This window comes from Paenibacillus tundrae, assembly GCF_036884255.1.
In the GTDB taxonomy this organism is placed as follows: domain Bacteria; phylum Bacillota; class Bacilli; order Paenibacillales; family Paenibacillaceae; genus Paenibacillus.
The window spans coordinates 772,763-797,457 of record NZ_CP145605.1 but is presented as its reverse complement, the minus strand read 5'-3'; the positions used below and the strand labels follow the sequence as shown (position 1 = coordinate 797,457).

The 24,695-nt window shown below is 37.7% G+C and carries 20 protein-coding genes and 1 pseudogene; 2 read left to right on the top strand and 19 right to left on the bottom strand.

Annotated elements, in window-relative coordinates; translation table 11 throughout:
• Positions 1-11 precede the first annotated feature (11 nt).
• The 12 genes and pseudogenes from V6W81_RS03640 to V6W81_RS03585 form a co-directional block, all read right to left on the bottom strand.
• Positions 12-263, bottom strand: coding sequence for a hypothetical protein (locus V6W81_RS03640; protein WP_338541584.1), 252 nt, complete (start codon positions 261-263; stop codon positions 12-14).
• Positions 264-597: 334 nt separating this feature from the next.
• Positions 598-1,161, bottom strand: coding sequence for a hypothetical protein (locus tag V6W81_RS03635; protein WP_338541583.1), 564 nt, complete (start codon positions 1,159-1,161; stop codon positions 598-600).
• Positions 1,162-1,349: 188 nt separating this feature from the next.
• Positions 1,350-1,553 (bottom strand): annotated as a pseudogene (locus tag V6W81_RS03630) (glutamine-hydrolyzing GMP synthase); the annotation flags it as partial.
• Positions 1,554-1,886: 333 nt separating this feature from the next.
• Positions 1,887-3,398 carry a hypothetical protein gene (locus tag V6W81_RS03625; protein ID WP_338541582.1) on the bottom strand — a complete coding sequence of 504 codons (1,512 nt, stop codon included), beginning with the start codon at positions 3,396-3,398 and terminating at the stop codon, positions 1,887-1,889.
• A gap of 1 nt (position 3,399) precedes the next feature.
• On the bottom strand, positions 3,400-4,671 hold the full coding sequence (locus V6W81_RS03620; RefSeq protein WP_338541581.1) for a hypothetical protein: 1,272 nt from the start codon (positions 4,669-4,671) through the stop codon (positions 3,400-3,402).
• A gap of 659 nt (positions 4,672-5,330) precedes the next feature.
• Complete coding sequence (locus V6W81_RS03615) at positions 5,331-7,649, bottom strand: tetratricopeptide repeat protein (protein WP_338541580.1); 2,319 nt, start codon at positions 7,647-7,649, stop codon at positions 5,331-5,333.
• A 355-nt stretch (positions 7,650-8,004) separates the two neighbouring features.
• On the bottom strand, positions 8,005-8,316 hold the full coding sequence (locus tag V6W81_RS03610) for a hypothetical protein (RefSeq protein ID WP_338541579.1): 312 nt from the start codon (positions 8,314-8,316) through the stop codon (positions 8,005-8,007).
• 428 nt (positions 8,317-8,744) lie between these two features.
• Positions 8,745-8,918 carry a hypothetical protein gene (locus V6W81_RS03605; RefSeq protein WP_338541578.1) on the bottom strand — a complete coding sequence of 58 codons (174 nt, stop codon included), beginning with the start codon at positions 8,916-8,918 and terminating at the stop codon, positions 8,745-8,747.
• Positions 8,919-8,985: 67 nt separating this feature from the next.
• A complete protein-coding gene (locus tag V6W81_RS03600) occupies positions 8,986-9,429 on the bottom strand; it encodes a hypothetical protein (RefSeq protein WP_338541577.1) in 444 nt (147 codons plus the stop codon).
• A gap of 203 nt (positions 9,430-9,632) precedes the next feature.
• The gene (locus tag V6W81_RS03595; RefSeq protein WP_338541576.1) at positions 9,633-9,989 is read right to left on the bottom strand and encodes a hypothetical protein; all 357 of its coding nucleotides are present in this window, start codon (positions 9,987-9,989) and stop codon (positions 9,633-9,635) included.
• 236 nt (positions 9,990-10,225) lie between these two features.
• Positions 10,226-11,065: an SHOCT domain-containing protein gene (locus V6W81_RS03590; protein ID WP_338541575.1), complete on the bottom strand. Its 840-nt coding sequence runs from the start codon at positions 11,063-11,065 to the stop codon at positions 10,226-10,228.
• Positions 11,066-11,091: 26 nt separating this feature from the next.
• Complete coding sequence (locus V6W81_RS03585) at positions 11,092-11,283, bottom strand: hypothetical protein (protein ID WP_338541574.1); 192 nt, start codon at positions 11,281-11,283, stop codon at positions 11,092-11,094.
• 146 nt (positions 11,284-11,429) lie between these two features.
• Here V6W81_RS03585 and V6W81_RS03580 point away from each other — a divergent pair, with 146 nt between their 5' ends.
• Positions 11,430-11,792, top strand: coding sequence for a helix-turn-helix domain-containing protein (locus V6W81_RS03580; RefSeq protein WP_338541573.1), 363 nt, complete (start codon positions 11,430-11,432; stop codon positions 11,790-11,792).
• Between the two features lie 96 nt (positions 11,793-11,888).
• Here V6W81_RS03580 and V6W81_RS03575 read toward each other — a convergent pair whose 3' ends face one another.
• Complete coding sequence (locus V6W81_RS03575; RefSeq protein ID WP_338541572.1) at positions 11,889-13,838, bottom strand: hypothetical protein; 1,950 nt, start codon at positions 13,836-13,838, stop codon at positions 11,889-11,891.
• 129 nt (positions 13,839-13,967) lie between these two features.
• Positions 13,968-14,633: a helix-turn-helix transcriptional regulator gene (locus V6W81_RS03570; protein WP_338541571.1), complete on the bottom strand. Its 666-nt coding sequence runs from the start codon at positions 14,631-14,633 to the stop codon at positions 13,968-13,970.
• Between the two features lie 814 nt (positions 14,634-15,447).
• Between V6W81_RS03570 and V6W81_RS03565 the strand changes: the two genes are divergently transcribed.
• Positions 15,448-16,824 (top strand): HEPN domain-containing protein, encoded by a 1,377-nt coding sequence (locus V6W81_RS03565; protein WP_338541570.1) that lies wholly within the window; start codon positions 15,448-15,450, stop codon positions 16,822-16,824.
• A gap of 302 nt (positions 16,825-17,126) precedes the next feature.
• Here V6W81_RS03565 and V6W81_RS03560 read toward each other — a convergent pair whose 3' ends face one another.
• The 5 genes from V6W81_RS03560 to V6W81_RS03540 all read right to left on the bottom strand — a co-directional run bounded on the left by V6W81_RS03560 (position 17,127) and on the right by V6W81_RS03540 (position 24,659).
• Complete coding sequence (locus V6W81_RS03560) at positions 17,127-18,056, bottom strand: tyrosine-type recombinase/integrase (protein ID WP_338541569.1); 930 nt, start codon at positions 18,054-18,056, stop codon at positions 17,127-17,129.
• Between the two features lie 158 nt (positions 18,057-18,214).
• A complete protein-coding gene (gene guaA / locus V6W81_RS03555) occupies positions 18,215-19,753 on the bottom strand; it encodes a glutamine-hydrolyzing GMP synthase (protein WP_338541568.1) in 1,539 nt (512 codons plus the stop codon).
• A 331-nt stretch (positions 19,754-20,084) separates the two neighbouring features.
• The gene (locus V6W81_RS03550) at positions 20,085-22,397 is read right to left on the bottom strand and encodes a DUF4129 domain-containing transglutaminase family protein (protein ID WP_338541567.1); all 2,313 of its coding nucleotides are present in this window, start codon (positions 22,395-22,397) and stop codon (positions 20,085-20,087) included.
• A complete protein-coding gene (locus tag V6W81_RS03545; RefSeq protein ID WP_338541566.1) occupies positions 22,384-23,670 on the bottom strand; it encodes a DUF58 domain-containing protein in 1,287 nt (428 codons plus the stop codon). Before V6W81_RS03545 ends, V6W81_RS03550 begins: the two co-directional genes overlap by 14 nt.
• Positions 23,667-24,659 carry an AAA family ATPase gene (locus V6W81_RS03540; protein ID WP_310145278.1) on the bottom strand — a complete coding sequence of 331 codons (993 nt, stop codon included), beginning with the start codon at positions 24,657-24,659 and terminating at the stop codon, positions 23,667-23,669. The genes V6W81_RS03545 and V6W81_RS03540 overlap by 4 nt, the downstream gene beginning before the upstream one ends.
• Positions 24,660-24,695: the final 36 nt, after the last annotated feature.

Sequence of the window (24,695 nt, the reverse complement as noted above, 5' to 3'; positions counted from 1 at the left end):
TCCTACATCGATTATATTACTGTCTGTGAAGCATCAAGTAGCTTGTTTTGATCCTGATCTGTGCTCGCTGTAACTTCAGAGGGTACTTCCTGGTTTCTGGTCTGATCGGAAGATGCGTCCGCCGCCTCTAAGTTCACAAATGAAAAGTCACCAGAACCGGAAGCCAGATCCTGCACACCCGAACCGCATCCTGCCAGCATCACCATCAGAAATGCACTTCCAATGCCCATCTTCCATTTGCTCATATTGTCGGTTTTACGCATACACTCAATCTCCTTTCAGTAGCCAATTGCCTTAGTATGTACTCAGTATAGAACTCAAACCTGAAAAGAATCTGAAGTAAGCCTAAAAAGGAGATAAAGAAAAGAAATAACACCAAGCTCAGATGTACTTCCTTATACTCTCACTGCATCCGAATTTTTTACTTAAAGTCAAACATTTAATCATATTGGATCCTCTCCTACTTTTTAGTCGATAAAAATTGTAGGCATGACATCCATCCTAAATAAAATGCTCGATACTCCCTTCGTTATTAACTTGTCATCAGGATTCAATTGCAAATCTTCTGGCGGAACATAGAGCACCCTGTGTCAATCTCTATTCTACAATCTCTGTTAATGGAGTATCATATCCGATAACCAAAATACCTTTTAGTGGAAGCTTAAGCCGCTCACTTGAGTATAAAGCATCAAAGAATTTACACACTTCTTCAAAATCATTATTCTCCCTAAATTTAGTCTTATTGTTATTAAGAATCCTATATTTATTTAATACAGCTATAGTGAGATATTCTACATCCTGCATCATACAAGCTTGAAATAAATCCTTTAAAAATTGATTATTCAAAACTCCTCGTCCAGCCTCGACTTCAATAACTGATTTCGCCTCACTATTATATGCATCAGCTCGAAAAGATTTTTCCATCACATTGTTTCTACCAAACAATACAGGAACCTCTATATGTTTACTTCCTTCGTTATGGTTCCCCTCAACTTTATAGCCAATGGTAGTAAGACCATTCTTACAAGCCGCTAGGATTTCATTACTTTTATAATTTCTAGATTCTGTTGCTATTTCATTCTCCATTTTCTCAAACACTTTAACCACGTTATTCAAATGTGGTGTAATCCTTATATTCTTAGGATAAAACTGAAAATTCATGAATAGATACCTCCTGTTTTAACTACAACCTTCTTCACAAAGAATGCTAATTAACAATGCATATACTATACCTTGACGTTGAACAAATAGACAGAATTGTTATTTTTAATTCATGCCATAACACAAAAAAAGCTTGGCAGAAACCTTATCGAAATAAGGCTCTCCAAGCTTCTCTAGTGTTTATTTAACTATTCCCACTCGATCGTTGCAGGTGGTTTGGAAGTTACGTCATAGACGATACGGTTCACGTTGTCCACTTCGTTCACGATCCGCACGGAGATTTTCTCCAATACGTCCCAAGGGATACGTGCCCAGTCTGCTGTCATACCGTCGATGGATGTTACAGCACGGATACCTACAGTGTAGGAATACGTACGTGCATCACCCATTAACCGCTTAATATTAGGTCATTACATGTCTATTATTGTGTTATTTTATAGATCAATTGTAGCGGGTGAACATAATAAAAACAAGCTGAATTTTGTAAAAAAACTTCTAATACACTTAAAACAAACTTGGCGTAATAGGAGCTTAATAAAATATCCAACAGCTACTTCAGTAGTCAAGAACATTGCCGCTACAGAAGCAATATAGTAGTTGTTATTGTGAAATATAAACAATGAGAAATACTCCTACTCATTCGTTTGCTGGTAGTTTGGATATCACGTCATACACGACATATATCAGTTTTTTTATACTACGCAGTTTATAGCCGTTTTTTCAGCTTATGATTCATTTATCCCCATTATAATATTCCTAGGAAACATCATTTTATTTAAACCTGTATTTTCCTGAATAAAATCAAATATATCAAACATTAATTTAACAGTAATTTCGTTATAATCGTCCCCAAAGACATCCTTAATCGATTTCTTGTCTTCCTTCTTAGGCATAATAACTGAATACATCACAACGTCCATATACCTCAATAAATCCTTTGATTCTCTTGGTCGTCTCAGGATTGTTATGCAAAGTTCAACAAGAGATTCAAAAAAACTAGGCTTAAAATCTAGGAATTGTTTAAGTTCCTCGTAGTTGTTAACTGTTGATTTAAAAATGTTATTCACTAATTCTAATACTGACTTGTATTTGTCAAGATTGTAGACCCCATCATATAGAAATATTAAGGCTCCAGTTCTGACATCGCTTAAAGAGGTTCTCATAATATAGCTACATAAATTGAAGATTGCTATCGTCAATAGAATAGCAAAGTCAATAGAAAGCATTTGGTGATTTTTATTCGTAGGGTATAGTTTCTCAGAATATTTAGTCAGAAGATTCAGAGTATTGTGTATTTTCGTGTGGTCTCCATCCATCCAATAATGATATTTACGATAATCAAGAAGCTCATTAATTGATTTTTCCGATATTCTTTCTTGTTTATGAAAGTTTTCTTCAGAGAAAATTTCGGTATTTTCAATTAAATCAATAGAATATATTCTTTCAAGAGCAGTAATATTTTTGCCATCCATTAATGATATATTAAATCTATCACCAATTTCGCGTAAATTTGTTGGTATCACTTTTTTGCCCATAACCATATATCCCTTTGAGTTGCCAACGTGCTCCATAATACCTTTGAGCCAAAAGATTCTATTAGAAGGACTAACGTTTTCCCCATTCTTGCAATCAACTATTAGATTACTTATTTGAAAATCTTCTTGAATACTGAAACCCCAGACATCAATATCAGTTATCTCTCCAATGCCATCTCTTCTGCCAACATTCTCGTACTCCCCGAAACTTGCCATTTTAACATCGATCCGTCCATAATAACCCATGTTCCACAGAATTTTTTTGAAACTTATCTTCAACTCCATATCTAGCTCAGCAGGTTGTTTATTTCTAGGGGTAGGAGGAGCGTTTTTTCTGTAACTCGAACTTCTTTTAGGGGAAGTTGAATTACTCTTCTGTTGGCTAGTAAGACTTTTGAAATTCTCTTCTATTTGTAGACTTGCCTTTTCATCTACATTAGTTTGAGGAGATACCGTCACCTCATCTTTATCTCTTAATGGAGTTTTACCTTCAATTCTTTTAGGCGCTGATGGTTTGGATCCAGCAAGATCTTTACTTTCTGAACCTTTTGATACATCGACGCCGGTAATCGATGAGTTGTTGCTCCCTTTTGTTGAATATCTCCTCACTGGTTTTATATCGCCAAGAGGAAGCTCAAGCTGCTTAAAACCAGATCTTTTGACCACTTCGCTATCCCTACTAGTCCCCTTTTCATTGTCCAACTTATCGTTTCCCTCCTTTATAGGTATATGCCCCTTGAATACAACTCATCAGTTCTTTAGCAACTTCAGGAGAAATATCTTTCTTTTTATTTGATTCTTTAATCGATTTGAAATTACTTAAACTTGTACCTCTTGTGCCCAAAAACTGCTGAATCTGATGTTTTCCATTTGAAACGTTTTCAACCTGTTCACCATGATCCAAGAGTTGTATTGCCAGTTTAACAGCTTTAATATTTTCAGGTGTATCGATAAGCTTAAAGGAATACCAGTTGTTCCCTGTGTGTGTAAGAGTTCCAATACCTTTTGAAGCTAATAAAAAATATTGTTCTCTTGCGACTGTAGTCGAGCGTAGGGAAAAATCATTAACACTGTTAATGAGTGCATTCAAGATATAAAATGGATTATTTATTGGATATTTAGCAAAGTGCTGCCCACATCTAACACACGCCAAAATATCTCTAGCCTTTTCCAGAATTATTTTCTCTTCTGGAGAAGTATTATATGGTGTAAAGAGAAACGGGTGTTGTGTACCATCCATTAAGATAGTAGGCGTAGGCAATATTCCCTTCGCGACCAGAGCTTGCATAACCGGATCTTTGTTTGTACTAACAGGAAATCCCTGATATTTTTTCACTGCTGTCATTGCATCAGTAAACATCTGTGGCGATGTTTGTTTTATTATATCATGTGCAATAGTTGCATTCTCGTCCCAGTACATCGGTGTGCTGATAATGTGATTACCCTCTTCAATTTCAGTGAATTGAAATAACTGTGATTCCGTTCCAAATAGCTTTAATTTCGCTGCTTCATCATCAGATAGATTGTAATGCTGTTTAACATCGTCTAATGTTAGTGGACTAACTGACAATCTTTGCAGTATGTCCACAGTCCCGATTTCTATCTCCTGGGGTTTCATGTCCTCCACTAGATGCGCGGAAAGAATATCATAATTGCTTTTGAAGTATTTTGATTTGACATGTATACTTTCAGGTTTAAGCCTAGATCCATTTACTTGTACTAAATCACATTCTTGCAATACTTCAAAAACATTTGTTAACCACATAGCATCAATGCCATACTGGTGGGCTGCAATCGGTTGGAATTTTTGGTAGTCAACAACATCCATTCCATGTATTGTCGAAATTACCTGACCAGCCATACCAGTCAATCTAGTAGCTGTGTAGTCAGTAAGATAACCGCTCGTAGAATCCACATTCGTATGAACTGCATTATGCAAATCCTGACACCGTAATGAATATAAGTCTTTCGACATTTTGAATACCTCCGAATATGGTTCTTTTCACCCTTTTTAATACGCCTATTATACTATATGAATTACATATATTTCTACAATATTCCTATATCAAGCTTTTAAACTATTTACAACAAACGTTTTTGTGAAATTACTTAAATGAAATATGAGAACCCCACTATCTTAAGAAGTACAACTAGCCATATCGGAAGCATGGCAGTGGGATATTTGCCAGAACAGATCAGACTAGCAAAGTGGGATACGCAAGTCACTAAACCTGCTCTCTAAGGGCATCATTCAACACATTTTTTATTTAACCTCTGATTTTTCCAAACCTAATAAATATTACCTTTTAAATAAATTTGTCTTGTCCTGTCAATATACTAAAGACGACCCATTCGAAATTATCCAATCATGATCATCGCCAATCTCGAAGCTTTGTTAACCTATAAAACATAAGGTTTTTCAATTTCTTGAACTCATTTTAATTACCCCATCAGATTCTTTCCAAGAGTCACAGACAAAAAAACACACTAGACCGCTATTCAACAGTCAGGTGCGTTTAATTTATTACATTTACCTCAACGTCTTATGTGAAGTGTAATTTATAAGCATGCCGAAGAGAGTGTCCGTTCTCAATCTAATTTATCCTTACAAATCGCTAGAGTAAAAAATTGTTGTTAAATTTCTAAAATAACCTTTTTAACAATACTCCATGCCAGCATTGCATTTTCTTCATTTACTACTACTGAACGTTTTCTTTGTTCAACACCAGGATGTATTAAGTTTCTAAACCCACGTATTGCGTGGGATAGATAGTATAGTTGTATATCAATAAAGTTTTCCTGATTAGAAATGTAGAGTAGCTCATTCAAATCCATTTGAGCTACTTTCTTATTTCTCCCGTTTTCCATTGTATATTGAGTGATATCTTTCGCTGAAATATGATCGAGAAGAACCGCTTCAATAATGCTACCACTCAATATTAACGCCGACTTAAATGATTTTGTACTTAAACTAAGGATATTTTCGTTTAAATCTCGTTCTAACATAGCTCTTAAATCAGGATTAGAGATTTTATCGAGCGCTGAAATTAATTTTTCATCAAACCCCAAATTCCGAAAACTATTCAACGTAATACTCTCAGCAATTCCGATTAAATCACTCTCTTTTTCGCCTTCCTTCTCTAAATCTATTAATATGAATGCAATCTCTGAGTTTATCCGATAAACTGAACTTGTCGTATTCAGATTATGGTCAGTAATTTTAAATAAATACTTATTTTCAAGAAAACTCTTTAGTAATTCATTGGCTTTAATCTCAGAAACATTTAGGAAATAAGGCAATTTTTTATAAGAACATATGATAAAGCCTTCGTTATCCTGATATTTTGAGAATGAAAGTAGTTTACCTTTGATCCATGCGTTCTCATTTGAAAATTGCTGGGCTGCTTTCCTTAAGACTTCCTGTTCATGTTCCCTCTCACTTATCATTTTAGTTGTACTTTTATAATTTTCCAAAGCAGTCTTGTCCTTGGGATCTAATTCAACTGCTATTTTAAATCTTTGTTGTGCTTCAAAAAGTAATCCTTCTTTTCTCAGAATTACTCCAATGTTATTTGAAGAAGCATTACTCTTTCCATTCTCCGCTTCGTATTTCTCATAATACTGTTTAGATATCTCAATCTCATCAATTTTGGAATATGAATACGCTACCTCAAACAAAATGTACTTGTTTAATTTTTTATATCCTAACTCTTCAGCAATCTCAGTAATATCTTTAAACTTTTTAAAATCATAAAGTCTTTCAATCAACTGTGTGATTACTTCCCCTGAGAAGTCATTTTTTAGATAGGCTGCACCTCTCAAAACTTGAATTAGACTTTCTTTCATACCTATTATCTCGTCTTCTCTACAGTTATTTATAAAATCCCAATAATATTCATTTTCAAGATCCTCTTTATATTTTTCATATCCATGGCGTATTGTATAAATAGCTAATTTGAAGGCTTCTAAATTTTTATTTGATTCTTCTGCAAACTCTTTTAGTTTTTGAGTATACGTAAGATTGTTTTTCAGATATTTTTGAGCAAATCCTAAATCTTTAATTATTTTTTTTTCGTCAGCCTTGCTATTTTCATTACTCAATCGAGATAGACCACGGAGTCCTTTCAATTTAGCCAATACTAATTTATCATTATTCAACTGCTCCAATTTAAACACAGTCTCGTTAAACTCTTTTTCAAAAGAGAAGGAGAAGTGTGGGTAAAGTATTATGTCCAAACCAATCTCATAATCCTCTGGAATTTCTCCGAAGATTTCAAAAGCTTTCTCATTATTATCCTCATGTAGATAACAAAGGATCAGTCCTACATGTTGAGCATAGTTCAAATCATGCTTTATATCCATATTTATTAGATTCTCAAGATACTTTATCGCTTCACCAATTTCATCCAATTTGTAAAAGCAGTAGGCATTGTGTAATCTAATAAATAATATCTCCATATCGGTTTTTTTTAAAATACTTTTTGATGCTTCAATTGCTTCATTATATTTTTGATTATCATAATAGTAGTTCATCATATAAGAATTAATTTCATTTGTAGATATCCCAGCAGAAATCAACCTCTTATAGAACCCCTCTTTAGAATCACCTTCTAATTGAATTAATAGTCGTTCATTAAGTTCAGCACTATGCGGAAATACCTTTAATCCCGCTTCTAATAATCTTATTGACTTATTCTTGTTCCTCTCTTTTCTTTCTAAATAAATATAAGCATATTCATAGACATACTCAGAACTAATCACATTAAGGAAAAACTCCTTTGCTTTTTCTTCCGACTTATTAGAATTATAATAATTAGAATACATTAACCCTAAATAATAATTAACATCAGAATTAAAATGATCCTTTTTTAACATATCTAACAGAAGTCTTTCCATTTCATCAAAATTCTTTTCTTCTAATAATATATCCATTTGTTGTTTAGGAAATTCCATTACATTCATCCTTTTAGTAAGTACTTGAATTGGAATTGCTGTATATATTAAGCCCTTAATTATTGCTCAATATTTTTAATTATTATTAAAGTTCTTTATGGTATACAGGGTAAAAGTATTACTAAGTAAACATTCGCGCTTTATTCAACCACTCCCATATATGTTAGCGCTCTCAAATAAAGCTTAATTTCTATTTCATCATTTTCTTAAATATGTAGTTACTATTCAAATCCGTATCCTTCAGTAGTATAACATCACTTTTCTTATGATTACATACTTCAACAACATTAATCCATATTAAAGTAGGCACTCCCACTATTCTGGCTTACAGGAATGCCTACTTAATACTTAATACTTAATCATTCTCATTGTCGTGCATAGCCTCAGCACTTGACCTTTGATATTCTTCACTTTGCAAATGGAAAGGTTTAATTTTACTATCAAAATACTTCATCGTTACCAATCTATCTATGAGTTCATTACTGGACAATAACTTTAGGAATCTATCCTGATCTATCAGTTTCCTTTCAATTTTCCACATCAATTTTTCTACTGCAATGATTCGGTGATTCATAATGGACAAAGTTGAATTTACATTCTCAGAAAAAGTCTTTATTTCTTCAGCAAGATGCTTAACTATATTTTCAGGTAAATCTTCACGATCCAAATCCTCACCTCATTTAAGCTTTCTTAATTACTTTGTAAGGTAAAAATATCTTAAATGTTCCATTGTTAGCTGATCTCCATCATCTGCATAATAAACTGTATTGCAGTCTAAACAATAAATCCTCTTGTAAAGTAATAGATACAATTTTAGAGTTATTCGAAATTAGGAATACTTCCAATGCAGTATTATTAACATTGTCACTTTTACAAACATCACATTGGTTAATGCTTTCTCTATCACCGTTGTCTCCTACACCACAGTGAGCATTAATTAACTTCACTGTTTCTTCTATTTGCCTAGCCTCGCGTTCATTAATGTACTCTTCACCACACATTGAACAAATAGCCGCGATTAGCTTAACACTTTTTATTCTTTTATTGTTAGTGATCAAAGGTAAACACAAATTCTGATATAACACTTCAGTACCATTACACTTCCAACAAAGCGAAACCCTCCGATTCATTTCCACACATTGCATTTTGTCTGTTTACGAAATCATCTAATCGCTTCTTATAGTTAGCTCTGTCTTTAACTCCACTCATGATCCCCTCTTCAAAACTGATGAGTAAACCCTCTCGTAATCTTTCTTTATCTTTACTCATTATTACTCAATCCTTCTTATAAGATAATGTAAATAAAATATCGATTCCATTGAGTGTATTCATTAAATTACTCTTCTGCTAATTCTGATTCCAAAATTTCATCAAGTTTCGTTTGTGATTCCTCTGTGTAGTAGCGAAAAAAATTAATTACTTCATGCCATTCAGGTGTGATTATATTAAGAATTCTTCCACCTTTAACTTGGCTGATTTTCACATCAGAGTTGTTACATATATACTTCCGAAACTCATATTTGTATGGGGTGCTGATAGTGCCATCATCATACTTTTTATGTTGATGTAGAATAAGGATAATGATTTTGTAATCATTAGTTTGTGGAATACTTTCAATGTCTAAAAGGATCTCAGGCTTTCGATCACCAGATAAACGTTTAGAATCATTTTTTGTCTTTAAATATGCTGGTTTTTTATTATTAACGTAGTTCACAATAACTTCTTTACCAATTAACTCGAAAAGTGGAATGCCTTCAATTGAATATGGAAAATTAATCAAGGTTCTTACCTCCAATTTCATATTTTTACTTTATTCAACTTGTGATTTCCACATTCAACAAAAGTTAAATGTCGTCAATTTTGCTCAAATGAGCACTATCCTTACAGCGAATAGATTAGGAAAACCCACAATGAGTACCCCTATTCTGTTTTTATAAGAAGTTTCTAAAACAGCGTTTCATATATTCATAACTGAGTGCAATACTATACAATGCCAGTTCCAGTTACATGGGGCAAAGGTTCATCCATTGCCGCCTTTACTCTAGCAATTAGTATCTCGCTTCCTTTACTGAAGTATTCTCTTTGGCAAACTGAGCATTTTGCACCCTTCACCTTTAGGCTAATTACTGTTTCTATCTCCGAAAACAGTGGAACATCTATTTCCACATTAGGCACATCAACATTATTACAATATACGCAATTATTGATCTTCAAATTAACATAATTATTTTGGAACTTTTCATTTAGCTGCTGAATATATTTTTCAAATTCTTTGGGCTTCATAAGAAGCATATTAGAACCTTGTCTTCTTTTTTTGTTCTGATCATCATTTCTAATCACTCTAAACATCCTCTCATATATAATTGTTTAATTAACAAATGCGATATTCAACACACAACGCAACCAACAATAATCACACAAGACTCACCTCCTCTTATAAGAACTGAATAAAGTACAGGCTTAAAATTAGAAAAAAAGAGCGAAGCGGCTTAATTAGCCACTTCGCTCTTTCTGAAAAAATTGATTGGGATAGAATTTTTGAAAATATGCTTCATTTCGAATTATCTGTTCCATCCTTAACCTCCAATTAGCTTTTTCTTTTGCATATCAAATTCAATTTCAGTCAGTATACCTTCATTTTTTAGTTGTTGTAGCTTTCTCAGTTCATCAGCAACCGAAAAATCTTGTGATTGCTTAACAACACTATCTAAATTAGTTTGCTCTTTTCGCTTATCTTCATTATCAGCTTGTTTAATAAGAACCCCCATTAGCTGATGACAGTGATACGCTGTATTGTAACCATCTTTATACTCTTGACTGTCCTTTGAAAATGTAGAAAACTCTGAATCTAAGAAGGTAATTTTATGTACTGGGTTCACAGTATCATTAACGATTACATTTAGCTCAATCTTTTTCACTTTATCTTTACTTGTCGTAGAGCCAGAAAGTCCTCCTATTATTGCCCCAACACCGCCAGCAAGTAAGCCACCTAACAATGCACCACCCAACTGACTCGCTCTATTTGTTGAAGTAACACTAATGCCATCAGTCAAAATCTCCGATTTTAAAATGGCGTGATAGCTATATACTTTATTTTCAGTTGTAGTAAGGGATATAAATGATATTTGCTTGTTTTTCTCGTCTATTGATAATGTAACATCGCCATCTACTGAGGTGTACCTTTGAGATGGTTTATAATTAGGAATTTGCTTTAATCTATGATCCATTTCATCTTGCTTCTGTATCATTCTCTCTTCTTCAAGTTCTTTATGTCTCTGAAAGCAGTGCCACGAACCAAGCCCAGATACAACTAGTAGAATCCATATTAAAAATGGATAATCACCACCGCCACTAAGGGCGAAGATGAGCATCAAAAAAGAAAAAACTGCTAGTACACCTCCAACACCGAGATACATTTGCATTCCCCCCCTAAGCTGCATAGTTAACATTTGCTTACTTTTTCACAAACATCAAGATATTCATTTAGTAAATTATTCTCTTCCTTTAAAAGATTATTTTCTTTATCCAACTCTTTCAGTCTCGCCTTTCTTTTATCGCTCTCCGATTCACAAGCTGTACCAATTAGAATAAAACAAATACATGTAAAACCTACTATGTAATTTTTTATTTTCACGCGTTTGAACCTCCCTAGTTCCACTCTATTATATTCTATCACAAAATCCCTAATCCTGTATAAGTTTTAGAATAAAATCCTAATCTGAGACCCTTTAAACCAAACATCCCCTTCCATACGCTTGTATAGAAGGGAAGTGATCGCTAGTGACTTCAGATCTCATGAAGATGGTTGGTTACCGCATTAGAACTTTGAGAAAAGAACGAAATATTACACAGGAATCTCTTGCTGAAAAAGCAGACATTCATTCTACTTATATATCCGACATTGAGCGGGGTGAAAGAAATATTTCAATGGAAACACTCGAAAAGATAATAAATGCATTGGATGTTAATCCAGTTGAACTATTCAGAATAGAGGGAATTGAAAGTCTTGAGGAAAGGTCTAGTAGACGAGAATTGACTAATGCTCTTAACTCGTTCTTATCGGGCAGAAATATTGAGGAGGTAAAGCTTGTACTTCGTATTGCTAAAGATGTGTTAGGCACATATGATTATATGAAAGATTGATGTTAACATTTTTCTTAGTTTTAGTTTTGGTCTGAAATTAAGAATCTAACACTAATCGGAACAACCTACTACCGAAACGGTAGTAGGTTTGCTTTATTAAGATAAATTATCTTTCAGGGGATTTAATTTCTTCTTTTTCTTAGGCGTAACAATTATAATTGGAGTTACTTCTTTCTCTACATTTGAGCCATCAGTAACAAATTTTATAATCTTTGGGTAAGTATCTATTCTAATATCAAGTTCACCCTTAATTTTCTTGTTAAGTCTGACACGTTCTAATCCATACTTATCTAGTAACTCTCCAATAATTCTCTTGAACTGTTTTTCGGTAAAAGCTCTACTAACAAATGGGGTTATAGCTTGATTCTGAAGAATTTCTTTTTCTGTAGTCCATCCATTCTCTCTAATCAAGGTAAGTGTAACCTTCTCTATCAAAGTAGTTAATTCTTCACTGATTGTCGATATTGTCTTCCCCTTCAATTGCGGATAAACTCTGTCAGCTTCTTCTTCTCCCAATGCTCTTAGAAGCATCTCTCTACTCCAACCTTTCATAGTGAATCCTTTTTCATTATATTCCTTCGCTTTTTGTGTACAATAAGATAGTATATGGTCGCCATAAGAAGGAATAGAGTAAAAACCGATTAGATTCTTCTGCTTTTTACTATTAGCTATGTGTTTAGCATTATCCAACATAGGCTTAGGCACCTGCTCTTCAGGAAGCTTATTAATCAAGCCTAAGTATGACATCAAGCCTAAACGATCACAAATTCTTCTTGGATCTTTATATCCTAACTTTTCTGCTAAATAGGTAAGGGATACAAAGAACACTGAATTACCATTAGCATCTATAAAGTTCTCAGTTAAGACATGTTCTTTTGCAATATTATTTAAAAGATACAATAAAGATATATATCTCCTTACTTTGTCATGAACTTCTGGATAACACAATTCAAATTCAGTACTAAGGATTAAACGTTGGTTTTCTTCAAGAATAGCTTTTTGTTCTTTCTGCCAGTCAGTTTCAGCGTATTCAATTTTATAAACCTTCCTCAAGAAGCGTAACGCATTAATTCTACTCAATCCAGTTAATCTTTCCGTTAATTGAATAATTGTACCCTTAAAACCACAATTAGCACTCATACAATTATATATATAGTGATCTGTGTCGAAGTTCACCAAAATACCGGCACTAGGGTTATTGTCATCATGAACGATACATCTAAATGTATTACCATCCATACCTATGAAGTGATTTAAGTCTTGCTTCTTTAAATGATCATATACTTGTTCGTGGCTATGAAGTATTACTGGATCAGGCTTAATTATTGCTTGTAGTCCTTCGATATCTTTGTTTCGAAGCATGTACAGCATGTCATGTGAAGAAGGTTTTGGTGTCCGTGATAAAGAGGAATGTTTTGTATTACTCTTTATCACGGACACCTTCTCTATATGCGGTAAACTATCGATCAGATCTTGTATGTAGTATCTTAAGTCATTCCTTTGGATTATCTTAGTGAGAACCTTACTACTACTATCTTTGCACCAATAGGTATTTGGTACTCTTAGCAATCTTGCTGGATTTTTAGCTCTTTCGTCCCCATTAAAATATGAGACTATTCTATCTTCACATTCTCTAAACTGATCAATCGTTGCATTATCATGAACTAACCAATAACATTGCAGTCCATTTCTAGTTTCAATCACATAAGTTGGCTGATGTTCAAATCTAGAGAGTTCCTCCAATTTATTTCTTTTGAATTTTTCAACGATCTCTAAATTATAATATTTTTTATCTTCATCTCTACCACAATCAATATCCACGAAAACTGCATTAATCTGGCTAATGTCTGCATCTTTATATCCACCAGAGTTAACTGCAAAGTAAACTTCAAACTCTTGACTGTTCATTTGCTGTAGAATTTTCAATATATTTTCATTATATTGACCATTCGCGTCCTTCGGTCTATCACTTCCACTGTTTTTTATACATCTAAAATTAATATCTCTTTCACCAAATATGTCCTCGAAAAATTGTTTTACATCCATTTCTACTCATATCCCTTCGTATCATACGTATTAATTCCTTTTGATTATTCATGTTTAGTTCTCCTTTTAATTGTTTTCGTTAATGTTTAAGTCTTATTTGTATGTTTAGAATTAAAAAGCATTTGTATATTAGTTACTTGCTTTTTTTAACTTCATCTTATCTACTAATTCATCAAACTCCGTTTTAAAATCTTCATTATCTGTGGATATAAGATTTTGAACACTCCAATAGTATCCTTCTTCCTCTTTTATTTCAGTTAAATAATCTAAAGTCATGTATAGAATGTTCAGCTTTATGGGGTCTTGTTCTTCATTAATCTTCAGAAATTTATCTATCATTCTTTCCAGTCCAAATTCTTTAATCTCCTTGTCGAATAAATTCTCCAGTTTCTGATTATTCAAAATTCTACTGAAGCGACTTATCCTTTCTAATTTTTCGGGATAATTGTTCATCTTATCGAATTGTTCTTGAATCAATAATTGATATTTATCAAGTTTAGAAATCTTCTGTAACTTCCGAACTTCATCCATATCAGTATACTGTTTTGCAAATCGCTCCAGTTCCTCAATGACTTTATCCTTTTTAATTAACTCAATATCGAGAACCCTAGCAAATAGATCATTTTCAGCTATATTTAATATAACTGAAATGGATTTTATTCTATTTTGTGGAATCTTCTCATTAGGATTGTTCTCCCACATACTTATCATTGCCTTGCTCACACCAAGATGCTCAGCTAACTGTTGTTGAGTAATACCTTTAATTTTGCGAATTTGCTTTAAATTATTTTTCATAATTACCTCCATTAATTATGTAATAACTAGATTATACACTTAACTTAATGTTAAGTAAAGTTTTTTTATAAAAAAATGAGAATTTCACTTCCCTTTCATTCATTTTACGTAAAAAGGTTTAAAGTAAAGTTAGTCGTATCGTGTGAAGATCGATGTCGGATTACTATATGTATGTGTATGAGGATAATTACAATCAAAATTATTAGCTCTCATCTGTAAACTATCCCCCCGTCACTCGTCATGCGTTTTCACATAATTGTAGTTATATGAAAGTCTTATAATACCATGCTCAATAACATATTTCCCCTTAAATACTCAGCATAATATAAGTTTGATATCCAATTGTACTTAATCTAAGTGTGTGATCCTCTCTCTCGTATCGCAAAATAATTGACACAGAAGTTTTCTCGGAACAGTTCATACTAAATGCAAAGAGAAACAGACTTTGATATAAATCGCCTCCCAAAAATTGAACAGATAGATAACCACATCAGTTTCAACACATTCTACGGTACCTCAGAGCTAATGATTCAGGAGCTGATCCTGTGAGAATACTATGAGAAATAAAAAAAGGATAGCATTTAGCTACCCTTTCATCGTGTTTTTCTCAAAGTGACCATATTGACCAATTTATCTTAAGATATAATTTCATGATACCTTTAACTTCTTCAATTGAAGCTAAGATGCATTCTTTCAGAAAAAGATTACAAGTTAGTCTGTAACAAGATTTTGAGACTATTATCCAAATACAAATTGCTTTTTCATCACTCTATAATTATCCTTATATTAACATACTAACAAAGGAGATCTGCGTATGGAAACAATCGCTCCACAAAAAGGTACTTTTTTCATAACTAATAAACCTCAAGAACACTACAAGGGAAGCTTTAGTTTTTCTCAAGAGCGTGGGGGAGTTTTAGAAATTGAAGGGTTCCTCACTCAGTCGGAAGAAGTTGTTATTCTCGGTAAGTTAAAAGATGGTACTTTAATAACGTTACTTGATTGCTTTGTGTTTAGTCATCCCTTTTTTGAAACGGAACACAGCATTACTAAACTTTACTCTAACTTCATTATTGAAGGCAAACATTTTAAATGCAAAGAAGAAGTTCAAATAAACTCTTTAGAAATAGAATATTCTAACTTGAATGATTGGATTATGAAGAGCGGATTTAAAATTGAACATAACGACACTGAACAATCAGTTGTCATTAATTACATATTACCAGAAGTTATAGAAGTTCTAAAAACTGAAGAATATCATTTATCTATTTCCTTCAATGCATCAACACCTACTATATATCCAGTACAAAGTGAGGCACGCATTGTACAAAAAACTTCTCTACTTATACAGTCCGATTCATTAAGTTTAGAAGATTATCTAACTCTTAGTTTTGAATTGGAGAGTTTTCTAACACTTTCAATGATTACAAAAAGTAAATTAGCTTATCCAACCAAAATAACTGGTAGATCCAGTGGCACTAAAATTCAACTTTATTTTAGACATTCACATAGAGATGACTTAGAAATTAGCTTTCACGACATGCTTTTTACTTATCCTGAGGTAAAAGATCAGTTTACTAATTTAGTTTCAAACTGGCTAGTTAAAGGGAAAATATTAAAACCTGTATATGGTCTTTTCTTAGAACTTGTACAAAGACCACAACTTATAATTGAAAAGAAATTTCTAAATATAATAAATGCTTTAGAAGTATTTCATAGACGCACTAAGGGAGGCACAGAACTCTCAAAAGACCAGCACGAGGAGCGCTTAAATAAAATTTTTGAGGATCTTAAAGATAACGAACATCTAATGTGGATAAAAAGAAAACTTGATTTTAGTAATGAAATCTCTCTGAAAAATCGAATTAACCAATTAATAAATGATTTTAAATTAATTGAGGAGTACTTAGGTGAAAGAAAAGATAAATTTGTCTCAAGTGTAGTCAATACACGAAATTTTTATACTCATTATAATACTAAATTAGAGAAAAAGGCTTTAAGAGGAGTAGAATTGCATAGCGCCACGCAAGAACTTAAAATCCTTACGTTAGCTTGCTTACTAAATGAAATTGGCTTTGATACAGAAGCAGTTAATCAACAAATAATTAAATATTCTAGGAGCGTAGGTATCGACTTAATAAATGAAAAATATCAATTAGAAGAAGAAATTTCAAATTACTTATCAGAATAATTGTCACTAAGTTAGATATAAATACCATAACAAATGAATAAAAGAGAGTGCGGTATCACTTGAGCTAAATAACGCTCTGGATGAGTGGAAACAATCACTTGTAATATTATATGGTATATTCATTAATGCCTCAAGGTATGATCCCTTGAGGCAATTTGCATAATTACTCACTTTAGATCTTTAACTAAGAGTATTAAAACCAATCAATCTGCTCCTTGATTTCATTCTCCAGATGGATACTCTTATCTTGCTTGGAACTCATAAGTTACTTTGGTCATTCAGCTTGTACAAAGTTTTAGTACTTATAATCGGATTCTATTCAGTGGACTGTACACTTTTCCAATTTCCAATATATCATGTTGCTCTAATCCTCTTAGATACTTGGAAGTAATCTGTGTATCAAAATGCCCCATAAGTCTACTCAGACTATACACATCTATTCCATTCTTCAATTGCTTCTGAGCGAAATAATGACGACAATCATGTGGTGAACACCGCACCTCCTTTCTTACCCCTGCATTTTCACAACGTTCTTTCAGTATCTTGTTAATACGTGAACGTGATAAACGCTCAGCAGACTGATCTAGAAAATAATAATCCTCTACCTCGTCAGCTAGTCTGCGCTTAAAGCGTTCCTGCTTCGCTTCCTCATACTTTCGCATGTACTTTCTCATTATCTTGCTAATGTATATTAGACGCTCCTTAGAGCCTTTACCGTGGATTAAAATGTGTGCTCTTGATACATCACCAATCTTGATGTTACACAGTTCTGAAACACGTATCCCAGTATCAAATAGCATAATAAGCATTAATTTATCCCTTAGATTAGAGTAGGTTACTTCATCGACATCATTGATGATACGCTTTACTTCTTCATCATTGAAAGTGATAATTACCTTCTTCTCTTCCTTCAAGTTCTTAATTCTTCGCATAGGATTATCCTTCTCATCTATATATTCTTCATCAACAAGAGTCTGAAAGAAAACTTTAATCGTAGCGATATGACCATTGATTGTAATATTCGCTTCTTTACCTCTATTCTGACAATGCTGAATGTATTTCTTAATATGCATTGAAGTCACGTCTTCCGCTTCCTCTATTTCTAGTTGCTCCTTAGTGAATTCCATCCAACGATGTAACCGATACATACAGCCAGTAATATATTCTTTTTTTCTTCCTTGGATTTCTTGGCTTAGCTTAAAGTCAGTAATCAATTCATTGATTTTTGACACAAAAAAACTCCCCTCTATTTGTTAAATAACACAAATAAAAGAGAGTAATTTTTGAAGACCAATAGTTGCAGGTGAATGAAATGAGCTCTTTAATCGTTGTCTAAAAATCCTTATACAACAAGGCTTCTCAGTCAACAATTAATTAAAAAACACTCAGTTTATTCCCACTCGATCGTTGCAGGTGGTTTGGAAGTTACGTCATAGACGATACGGTTCACGTTGTCCACTTCGTTCACGATCCGCACGGAGATTTTCTCCAATACGTCCCAAGGGATACGTGCCCAGTCTGCTGTCATACCGTCGATGGATGTTACGGCACGGATACCTACAGTGTAGGAATACGTACGTGCATCACCCATAACGCCAACACTCTTCATGTTCGGCAGTGCTGTGAAGTATTGCCAGATTTCGCGGTCAAGACCAGCCTTGGCGATCTCTTCACGCAGGATGTAGTCAGAATCACGAACAATTGTGAGTTTCTCTTCCGTCACTTCACCAAGAACACGGATCGCAAGACCTGGTCCTGGGAAAGGTTGACGGTGTACAATTTCGTCCGGCAGGCCGCACTCTGTACCTACTTTACGCACTTCATCCTTGAACAGTGTGTTCAACGGTTCGATCAGTTTGAAGTTCATGTCTTCCGGCAGACCGCCCACGTTGTGGTGAGATTTGATCGTCTGCGCTGTAGCTGTACCACTTTCCACGATGTCCGTGTAGAGTGTACCTTGCGCTAGGAATTCGAAATCATCGAACTGCTTGGACTCTTCGTCAAACACGTAAATAAACTCGTTACCGATAATTTTACGTTTTTGCTCTGGATCATCCACACCAGCCAACTTGGACATGAAACGCTCTTGAGCATCAATTTTGACAACCTTCATGTCGAATTTGCCAACAAACGTCTCCATTACGCTTTCCGCTTCGCCTTTGCGCAACAGACCGTGGTCGATAAACATACATGTCAGTTGATCACCGATCGCTTTGTGCAACAAAGCAGCTACAACGGAAGAATCTACGCCACCGCTAAGTGCGCACAGTACTTTACCGTCGCCTACTTTTTCGCGGATGTCTCTGATCGTGTCATCGATGAAAGTCTCCATGGTCCAGTTGCCTTCGCAATTACAGATATTAAACAAGAAGTTGCTAATCATATCGTTACCACGAATAGAGTGACGTACTTCTGGGTGGAACTGAACAGCATACAATTTGCGCTCATCGTTACTCATTGCAGCGATTGGCGCACTTTCCGTGCCTGCATCCAGTTTGAAACCCGGAGGAAGTGTAACAACATGGTCACCATGACTCATCCATACAGTGTGTTCGCCTTCAATACCTTGTGCCAATGCTGCACCTGCAGCAAACTCAAGGTCTGCTTTACCGTACTCACGCTTCTCGGAACGTTCTACTTTACCTTCTAGCTGTTGAGCCATAAGCTGCATACCATAACAGATTCCGAAGATTGGGAGTCCAAGATCATATACACCTGGATCTACGTGCGGTGCATTCTCCGCGTACACACTGGATGGACCTCCCGAGAATACGATCCCTTTTGGTGACAATTCTGCGATTTTCTCAGCCGGTGTATTATACGGCAAAAGCTCGCTGTATACGCCAAGATCCCGGATTCTTCTGGCGATTAACTGGTTGTATTGGCCCCCAAAGTCAAGGACAACCACAATTTCATTCTGCTTATTCATTACCGTGCCTCCCTCAATTAATGAAACTAATTATACGCAACGACAAAACATACCGTCAAGGAAAGGCTAAACTCCTTTATTCGACAATTTATGAACAACATGAAAGGAGAACAAAAGAATGCTTCTTTTTATGGTGTAACTGCACTTATGTTCAAGTCCGTCCCACAATTTTTCCGCCTCTTCTACCCTTTCCATTCCTACTTGTTGAATAAAAGCACCTCTAACCAATGCTAACCATTGCATCAAGGTTAGCGCGGAAAGACGCCTCGTTCGCCGCTAGGCAAGAGAGGCGTCCGTGAACAGGTGGCTAAACGTACACCTTGGCGTTTAGCTAGCGCTTTGGCAACCGCCGGGCGAGCCGAAGTGCCCGGCGCAGGAAGTCCAGACTGTCCGCGCGCAGCGGACGCTCTGGACCGTACAGCAGCCGTTCCCAGTCGGCTGCAAACCGCGCGATGTCCGCGCTGTCCGTGCCTGCGGCCACGGCGGGTGACGCTGCGTATTCCCGCAGCGTCATACCCGGCGGCCGCGGGCCGTACTGCCGCGCAAGCGCGGGCCAGACCGGAGCGGCGGCGCGTAGGAGCCGCTCCCGGTCCGGAAAGCTGCTGCGCGGCCAAGCCAGCAGCAGCCTCAGTGGCAGCGCGTGGCGTAGCCGCCGCACGCCGAAGGCTACAGCGGCGCACATTGCCGCCGCTGCCGCAAGTGCCGTCGCGGTGAGCCAAGGCGCCGCGACAAATGCCTGGGCGCGAGCCAGCAGCCAAGCGCTCGCACCAGACCACGGATCCAGTTGCGGCTCCGCCCCTGCATCCTGGAGCAGCGTAGCTCCGGCATCAGTCCCTGCCGTCGCTTGCGGTATAACAAAGCCGGGCGTTGCCTCAAACGGCATCCAGCCTGCGCCCGGGAAATACACTTCCACCCAAGAGTGAGCATCACCTTGGGTAATGCTGTACTGCCCCGGAACCTTAGGGTCAAGCTGCCCTGTGCCAAATCCTTTGACCCATCGTGCTGGAATGCCTTCTGCACGCAGAAGGATAACCATCGCTGTGGAGAAATGATTACAGTACCCTTGCCTAGTAACAAACAGAAAATCATCCACAAAATCCGTTCCACGCGGAGGCATACGTGTATCCAGTGTATACTCAGCATGACTAGCCAAATACGTCTGGACTGCATGTACTGCATCGTATCGTGTCTCGCTCCCTTTCACAATCTCATCTGCCAAGGAGCGCACACGTCCGGGCAGTGTGTCCGGAAGCTGTAGGTAAGTTCTACGAATTTCGGCAGGATCTTTACTCCGATGTTTTGCTTCCAGAAGACGTAAATGTTCTGGCTCGGCTGTAGGAATCATAACTTCTGCTGTATAGCGTTTAACGGATACACGGCGTCCTGAACCTGATAGCCACAGCGTCGCTGAATCCCTGTTCGACAGAAGCGAGAGCATGGTTTTCTCATTGTCGCTTTCACTATCCTGAAATGATACATTGAGCGGCATTCCTCCCGTAAAGAGCGGATTCGGCCCCTTCCACTCCCACTGCATCGTAACGGTTTGCTGTATACGAGTCCAATAGTTCTGATTCTCCCAGCCATCTGTACGTAGCAATCCGGATGGACTAGCCGTTTCGAAACTTTGCGCAGGATCACTCCATGTACTGCCGTTATAATATGAGCGAGTCTCCCCGCGCCAATACGTCGGTTCTGGACTTTTCGCTACGAAAAAGACCGTATCCCCTTGGGTCAGAGGTGCACCCATAGGAGCATCTGCAGTGCTATATCCTGTAACAGATGCTGCGGCAGGAATGCTATCTCCTGAGTTATAGCCTGCCCAGTGTGCCAGACGTTCACCAATCTCATCTAGAGATATCCGCTCTGGCTGCGAGATTGAACTAAAGTGACCTGGTAATCCAGAGAAGGAAATCATCGCCATCGCGGCAAGCACAGTCACTATACTCCAGCGTCCATAAGGAATCAGCGCATAACGTGGTGTCGTAACCCCACCGGATAAACGCAGGAGCTGCAGCAGCGCTTGGATCAGGAGAATCCAAAGTACAGAACGTACGATGGATGTGTAGACATCCAGCCCAGCCAGAGATTCCAGCAGCATCAAATAAACCAGTGTAGCTCCACCAAATAACATGACACTTAGACGCAGCAAAACGAGAGACTGCACCGAGGTAATCAACATGCTCCAGCCTAACATCATGCAGAATCCTCTTGTTTCTGTACTTATACTATAGAAATGCCCACTCTGCATGAAGGTATCCAAGTCGGACATTAGCATCTCAGGATACGTGATCCCCCATCCAAGCGGATCTTGTCCGCCGTACATCCAACATAGGGCAACAAAAGCAATACATAACCGAATTAGCGTGCCTGCAACCCAACCGGTACGAAATAATCCGACCACAAGCAGTGCTCCGGTTAATCCAGCCATGACCAATAAAAAACGTTCACTTCCCTGCTGACCCGACGAGGTCACCGGATAGATCCATTCCAGAGACAATAGCAGCAATAGTGTGCAAATGAACAACCGATACCTAACAGGCTCTGCTTCTGCCTCTTTGGTTCTGTTGTCCAGATTGAGGTATGACAAGCCCTCTCCAATCGATTCACTGGATCGTGAGTGGCGGTTCGGATTATGCTCCCACATCCGTAACCACCACCTTTCCTACAGGAGGTATTGGGTGATCTGCCACGTTGTAAATTTGCACTCCACAGTGCTGAAGCTGCTCTAGCCACGCTACGGACTGGGATTGAGTTACAGGTAGCTTTGATTCTGCTGAACTTACATCTGTTAGATTTGTCCCTGCTGTCTCTGTTAATTGCACCTCTACTTGAATGCCTAGATTTACAGCATCCAGCACCCATTGATGAAGATTCGCATCCATCCGTCCACTGAGTACAACAACCCGCGATCCAGTCGACATCTGCTCCAGCATCATCCGGTTCATCATGCCGGCTCCACCCTGTGAAGACTGGTTAATCCGTGCTAACGCTAACCGATCTAGAGATTGCTCCAAGTCACTAGAAGATTGCATCTCACCAAATTTATGCGTCTGTTGATAAGCTAGACCTTCTCTGTCGCTTGACCATAGTTGATACGGAATGCTATCCATATCCGCTTGATGAATCCACCTTGCTGCCATACTGACGGCTCGTTCAAATGCAGGATGATCGCTTGAATCATCCCAAGATTGTCCATAACCCGCCTGACCTTCATACACCAAAATATGAAGTGATGGTGATTCCATCGTTTCAGGGACAAACGTCTGAAGTCTCCCGGTTTTGGCTGTACTTTTCCAGTGGATTCGTTTCATTGGATCACCGTGCTGATAATCGCGGAACTCATGCCCTCGGCTCCCCTGTAGACTTCTCTGCTCGGACAGCTGTCCCTCTCCCGCAACTGTAAATGTGGTAACGTAGCTCTCTCCATATTCGGTGACCGTGACAGAAGGTACAACAATCAGTGAGGTTCCGCCGCTCGTCTCCGCAGATATCGTATTCCAACCGAAAATATCCCCCCAGTACAATCGGCCGTTATCCCATTCGTAGATGCCCCTTCTCAAACTAGACAACTGATACTGATAGGTGAATTGCCTCTTCATTCCTGGAAAAAAACACTTTCGATGCACACCCGCAGGTGTATTCTCACACAGCACAATCCATAACAGCGGAATACGACTCTCGAATTCCAGCTCGACTCGCACATGAATGGTTTCACCAGATAACATACGGTTGGACTGCATAGATCTGCGAATATTAATGTAGCGTGGACCACAGGCATGGATAAGCACTCCACTAACTCCAATCAGAAGTGTAATGACGAAGAGAAACAGTGCCGATTTGCCTCCATACCACACGAAGAGGGAGCCAAAAGCCAGGATGAGCGCTGTATTGATTAGACGGCCGGCAAATGTGCTCATTGCCTCCGTCCCCTTCCTTGTGCCGACAACTGAACTGGGATCGGAACGGAAGACAAAGCCTCATGAATCACCTGCTCTTGTGACCATGAACCCTCTGTTCTATTCTGGGACTTAAGCTGAATGCGATGAGAAAGTACAGGAATCGCCATCTCTTTGACATCATCCGGGATCACATAACTGCGTCCTCGAAGGTAGGCAAAGGCCTGTGTGGCAACCATCCAAGCAAGCGTGCCCCGAGGGCTAACCCCAAGTCTCACGGATGAGTGGCTGCGTGTCGCTACAGCGACGGAAACCAGGTATTGCTTAATGACCGCATCAACATGTACCTGTCTAACCTCCCGCTGCATGGCTACCACCTCTTCCGCAAGCATGACCGGTGGACTTGCCAAACTAGATTCTCTATTTTGCATACGCGTTAACAGCTCTACTTCTTGTTCAGGCTCAGGATACCCGAGTCCAATCTTAATCATGAAGCGGTCTAGTTGTGCTTCGGGTAAACGGTAGGTGCCCTCAAACTGCAATGGATTCTGCGTCGCCAATAAAAAGAAAGGACGCGGTAACGCATAGGTTGTGCCATCAACCGTCACCCGGCGTTCCTCCATCGCTTCCAAGAGAGCAGATTGGGTTCGGGGCGAAGCGCGATTAATCTCATCGGCCAATACGAAATTAGACATCACCGGACCTGGACGAAATGTAAATTCCCCTGTAGGTGGATGATATATTGAGGTACCCATTACATCTGCTGGCATGACATCCGAAGTAAATTGAATGCGTCCCATGGAACAGTCCAGCGCAGAAGCCATAGCACGAACTAACATCGTTTTACCTGTGCCCGGTACATCCTCCAGAAGTGTATGTCCACCACCGAGCATTGCCGTAAGCACATACTGAATCTCTCGATTCTTACCGATAATGGCAGTCTCGACTCGTTTAATTACTCTATTTAATAACTCCACCGCATGCTCATGTTCTATCCGGATATACGTCATATCACTCGTTCTCCTTCCATTCATCGGCATTTCTTA

Excerpts from the sequence above, each read along its gene's own strand:
- V6W81_RS03640 (WP_338541584.1), bottom strand. The coding sequence starts at position 263 with ATGCGTAAAACCGACAATATGAGCAAATGGAAGATGGGCATTGGAAGT.
- V6W81_RS03635 (WP_338541583.1), bottom strand. The coding sequence starts at position 1,161 with ATGAATTTTCAGTTTTATCCTAAGAATATAAGGATTACACCACATTTG.
- V6W81_RS03620 (WP_338541581.1), bottom strand. The coding sequence starts at position 4,671 with ATGTCGAAAGACTTATATTCATTACGGTGTCAGGATTTGCATAATGCA.
- V6W81_RS03615 (WP_338541580.1), bottom strand. The coding sequence starts at position 7,649 with ATGGAATTTCCTAAACAACAAATGGATATATTATTAGAAGAAAAGAAT.
- V6W81_RS03605 (WP_338541578.1), bottom strand. The coding sequence starts at position 8,918 with ATGAGTAAAGATAAAGAAAGATTACGAGAGGGTTTACTCATCAGTTTT.
- V6W81_RS03590 (WP_338541575.1), bottom strand. The coding sequence starts at position 11,065 with ATGTATCTCGGTGTTGGAGGTGTACTAGCAGTTTTTTCTTTTTTGATG.
- V6W81_RS03575 (WP_338541572.1), bottom strand. The coding sequence starts at position 13,838 with ATGGATGTAAAACAATTTTTCGAGGACATATTTGGTGAAAGAGATATT.
- V6W81_RS03570 (WP_338541571.1), bottom strand. The coding sequence starts at position 14,633 with ATGAAAAATAATTTAAAGCAAATTCGCAAAATTAAAGGTATTACTCAA.
- V6W81_RS03565 (WP_338541570.1), top strand. The coding sequence starts at position 15,448 with ATGGAAACAATCGCTCCACAAAAAGGTACTTTTTTCATAACTAATAAA.
- guaA (WP_338541568.1), bottom strand. The coding sequence starts at position 19,753 with ATGAATAAGCAGAATGAAATTGTGGTTGTCCTTGACTTTGGGGGCCAA.
- V6W81_RS03550 (WP_338541567.1), bottom strand. The coding sequence starts at position 22,397 with ATGTGGGAGCATAATCCGAACCGCCACTCACGATCCAGTGAATCGATT.
- V6W81_RS03545 (WP_338541566.1), bottom strand. The coding sequence starts at position 23,670 with ATGAGCACATTTGCCGGCCGTCTAATCAATACAGCGCTCATCCTGGCT.
- V6W81_RS03540 (WP_310145278.1), bottom strand. The coding sequence starts at position 24,659 with ATGACGTATATCCGGATAGAACATGAGCATGCGGTGGAGTTATTAAAT.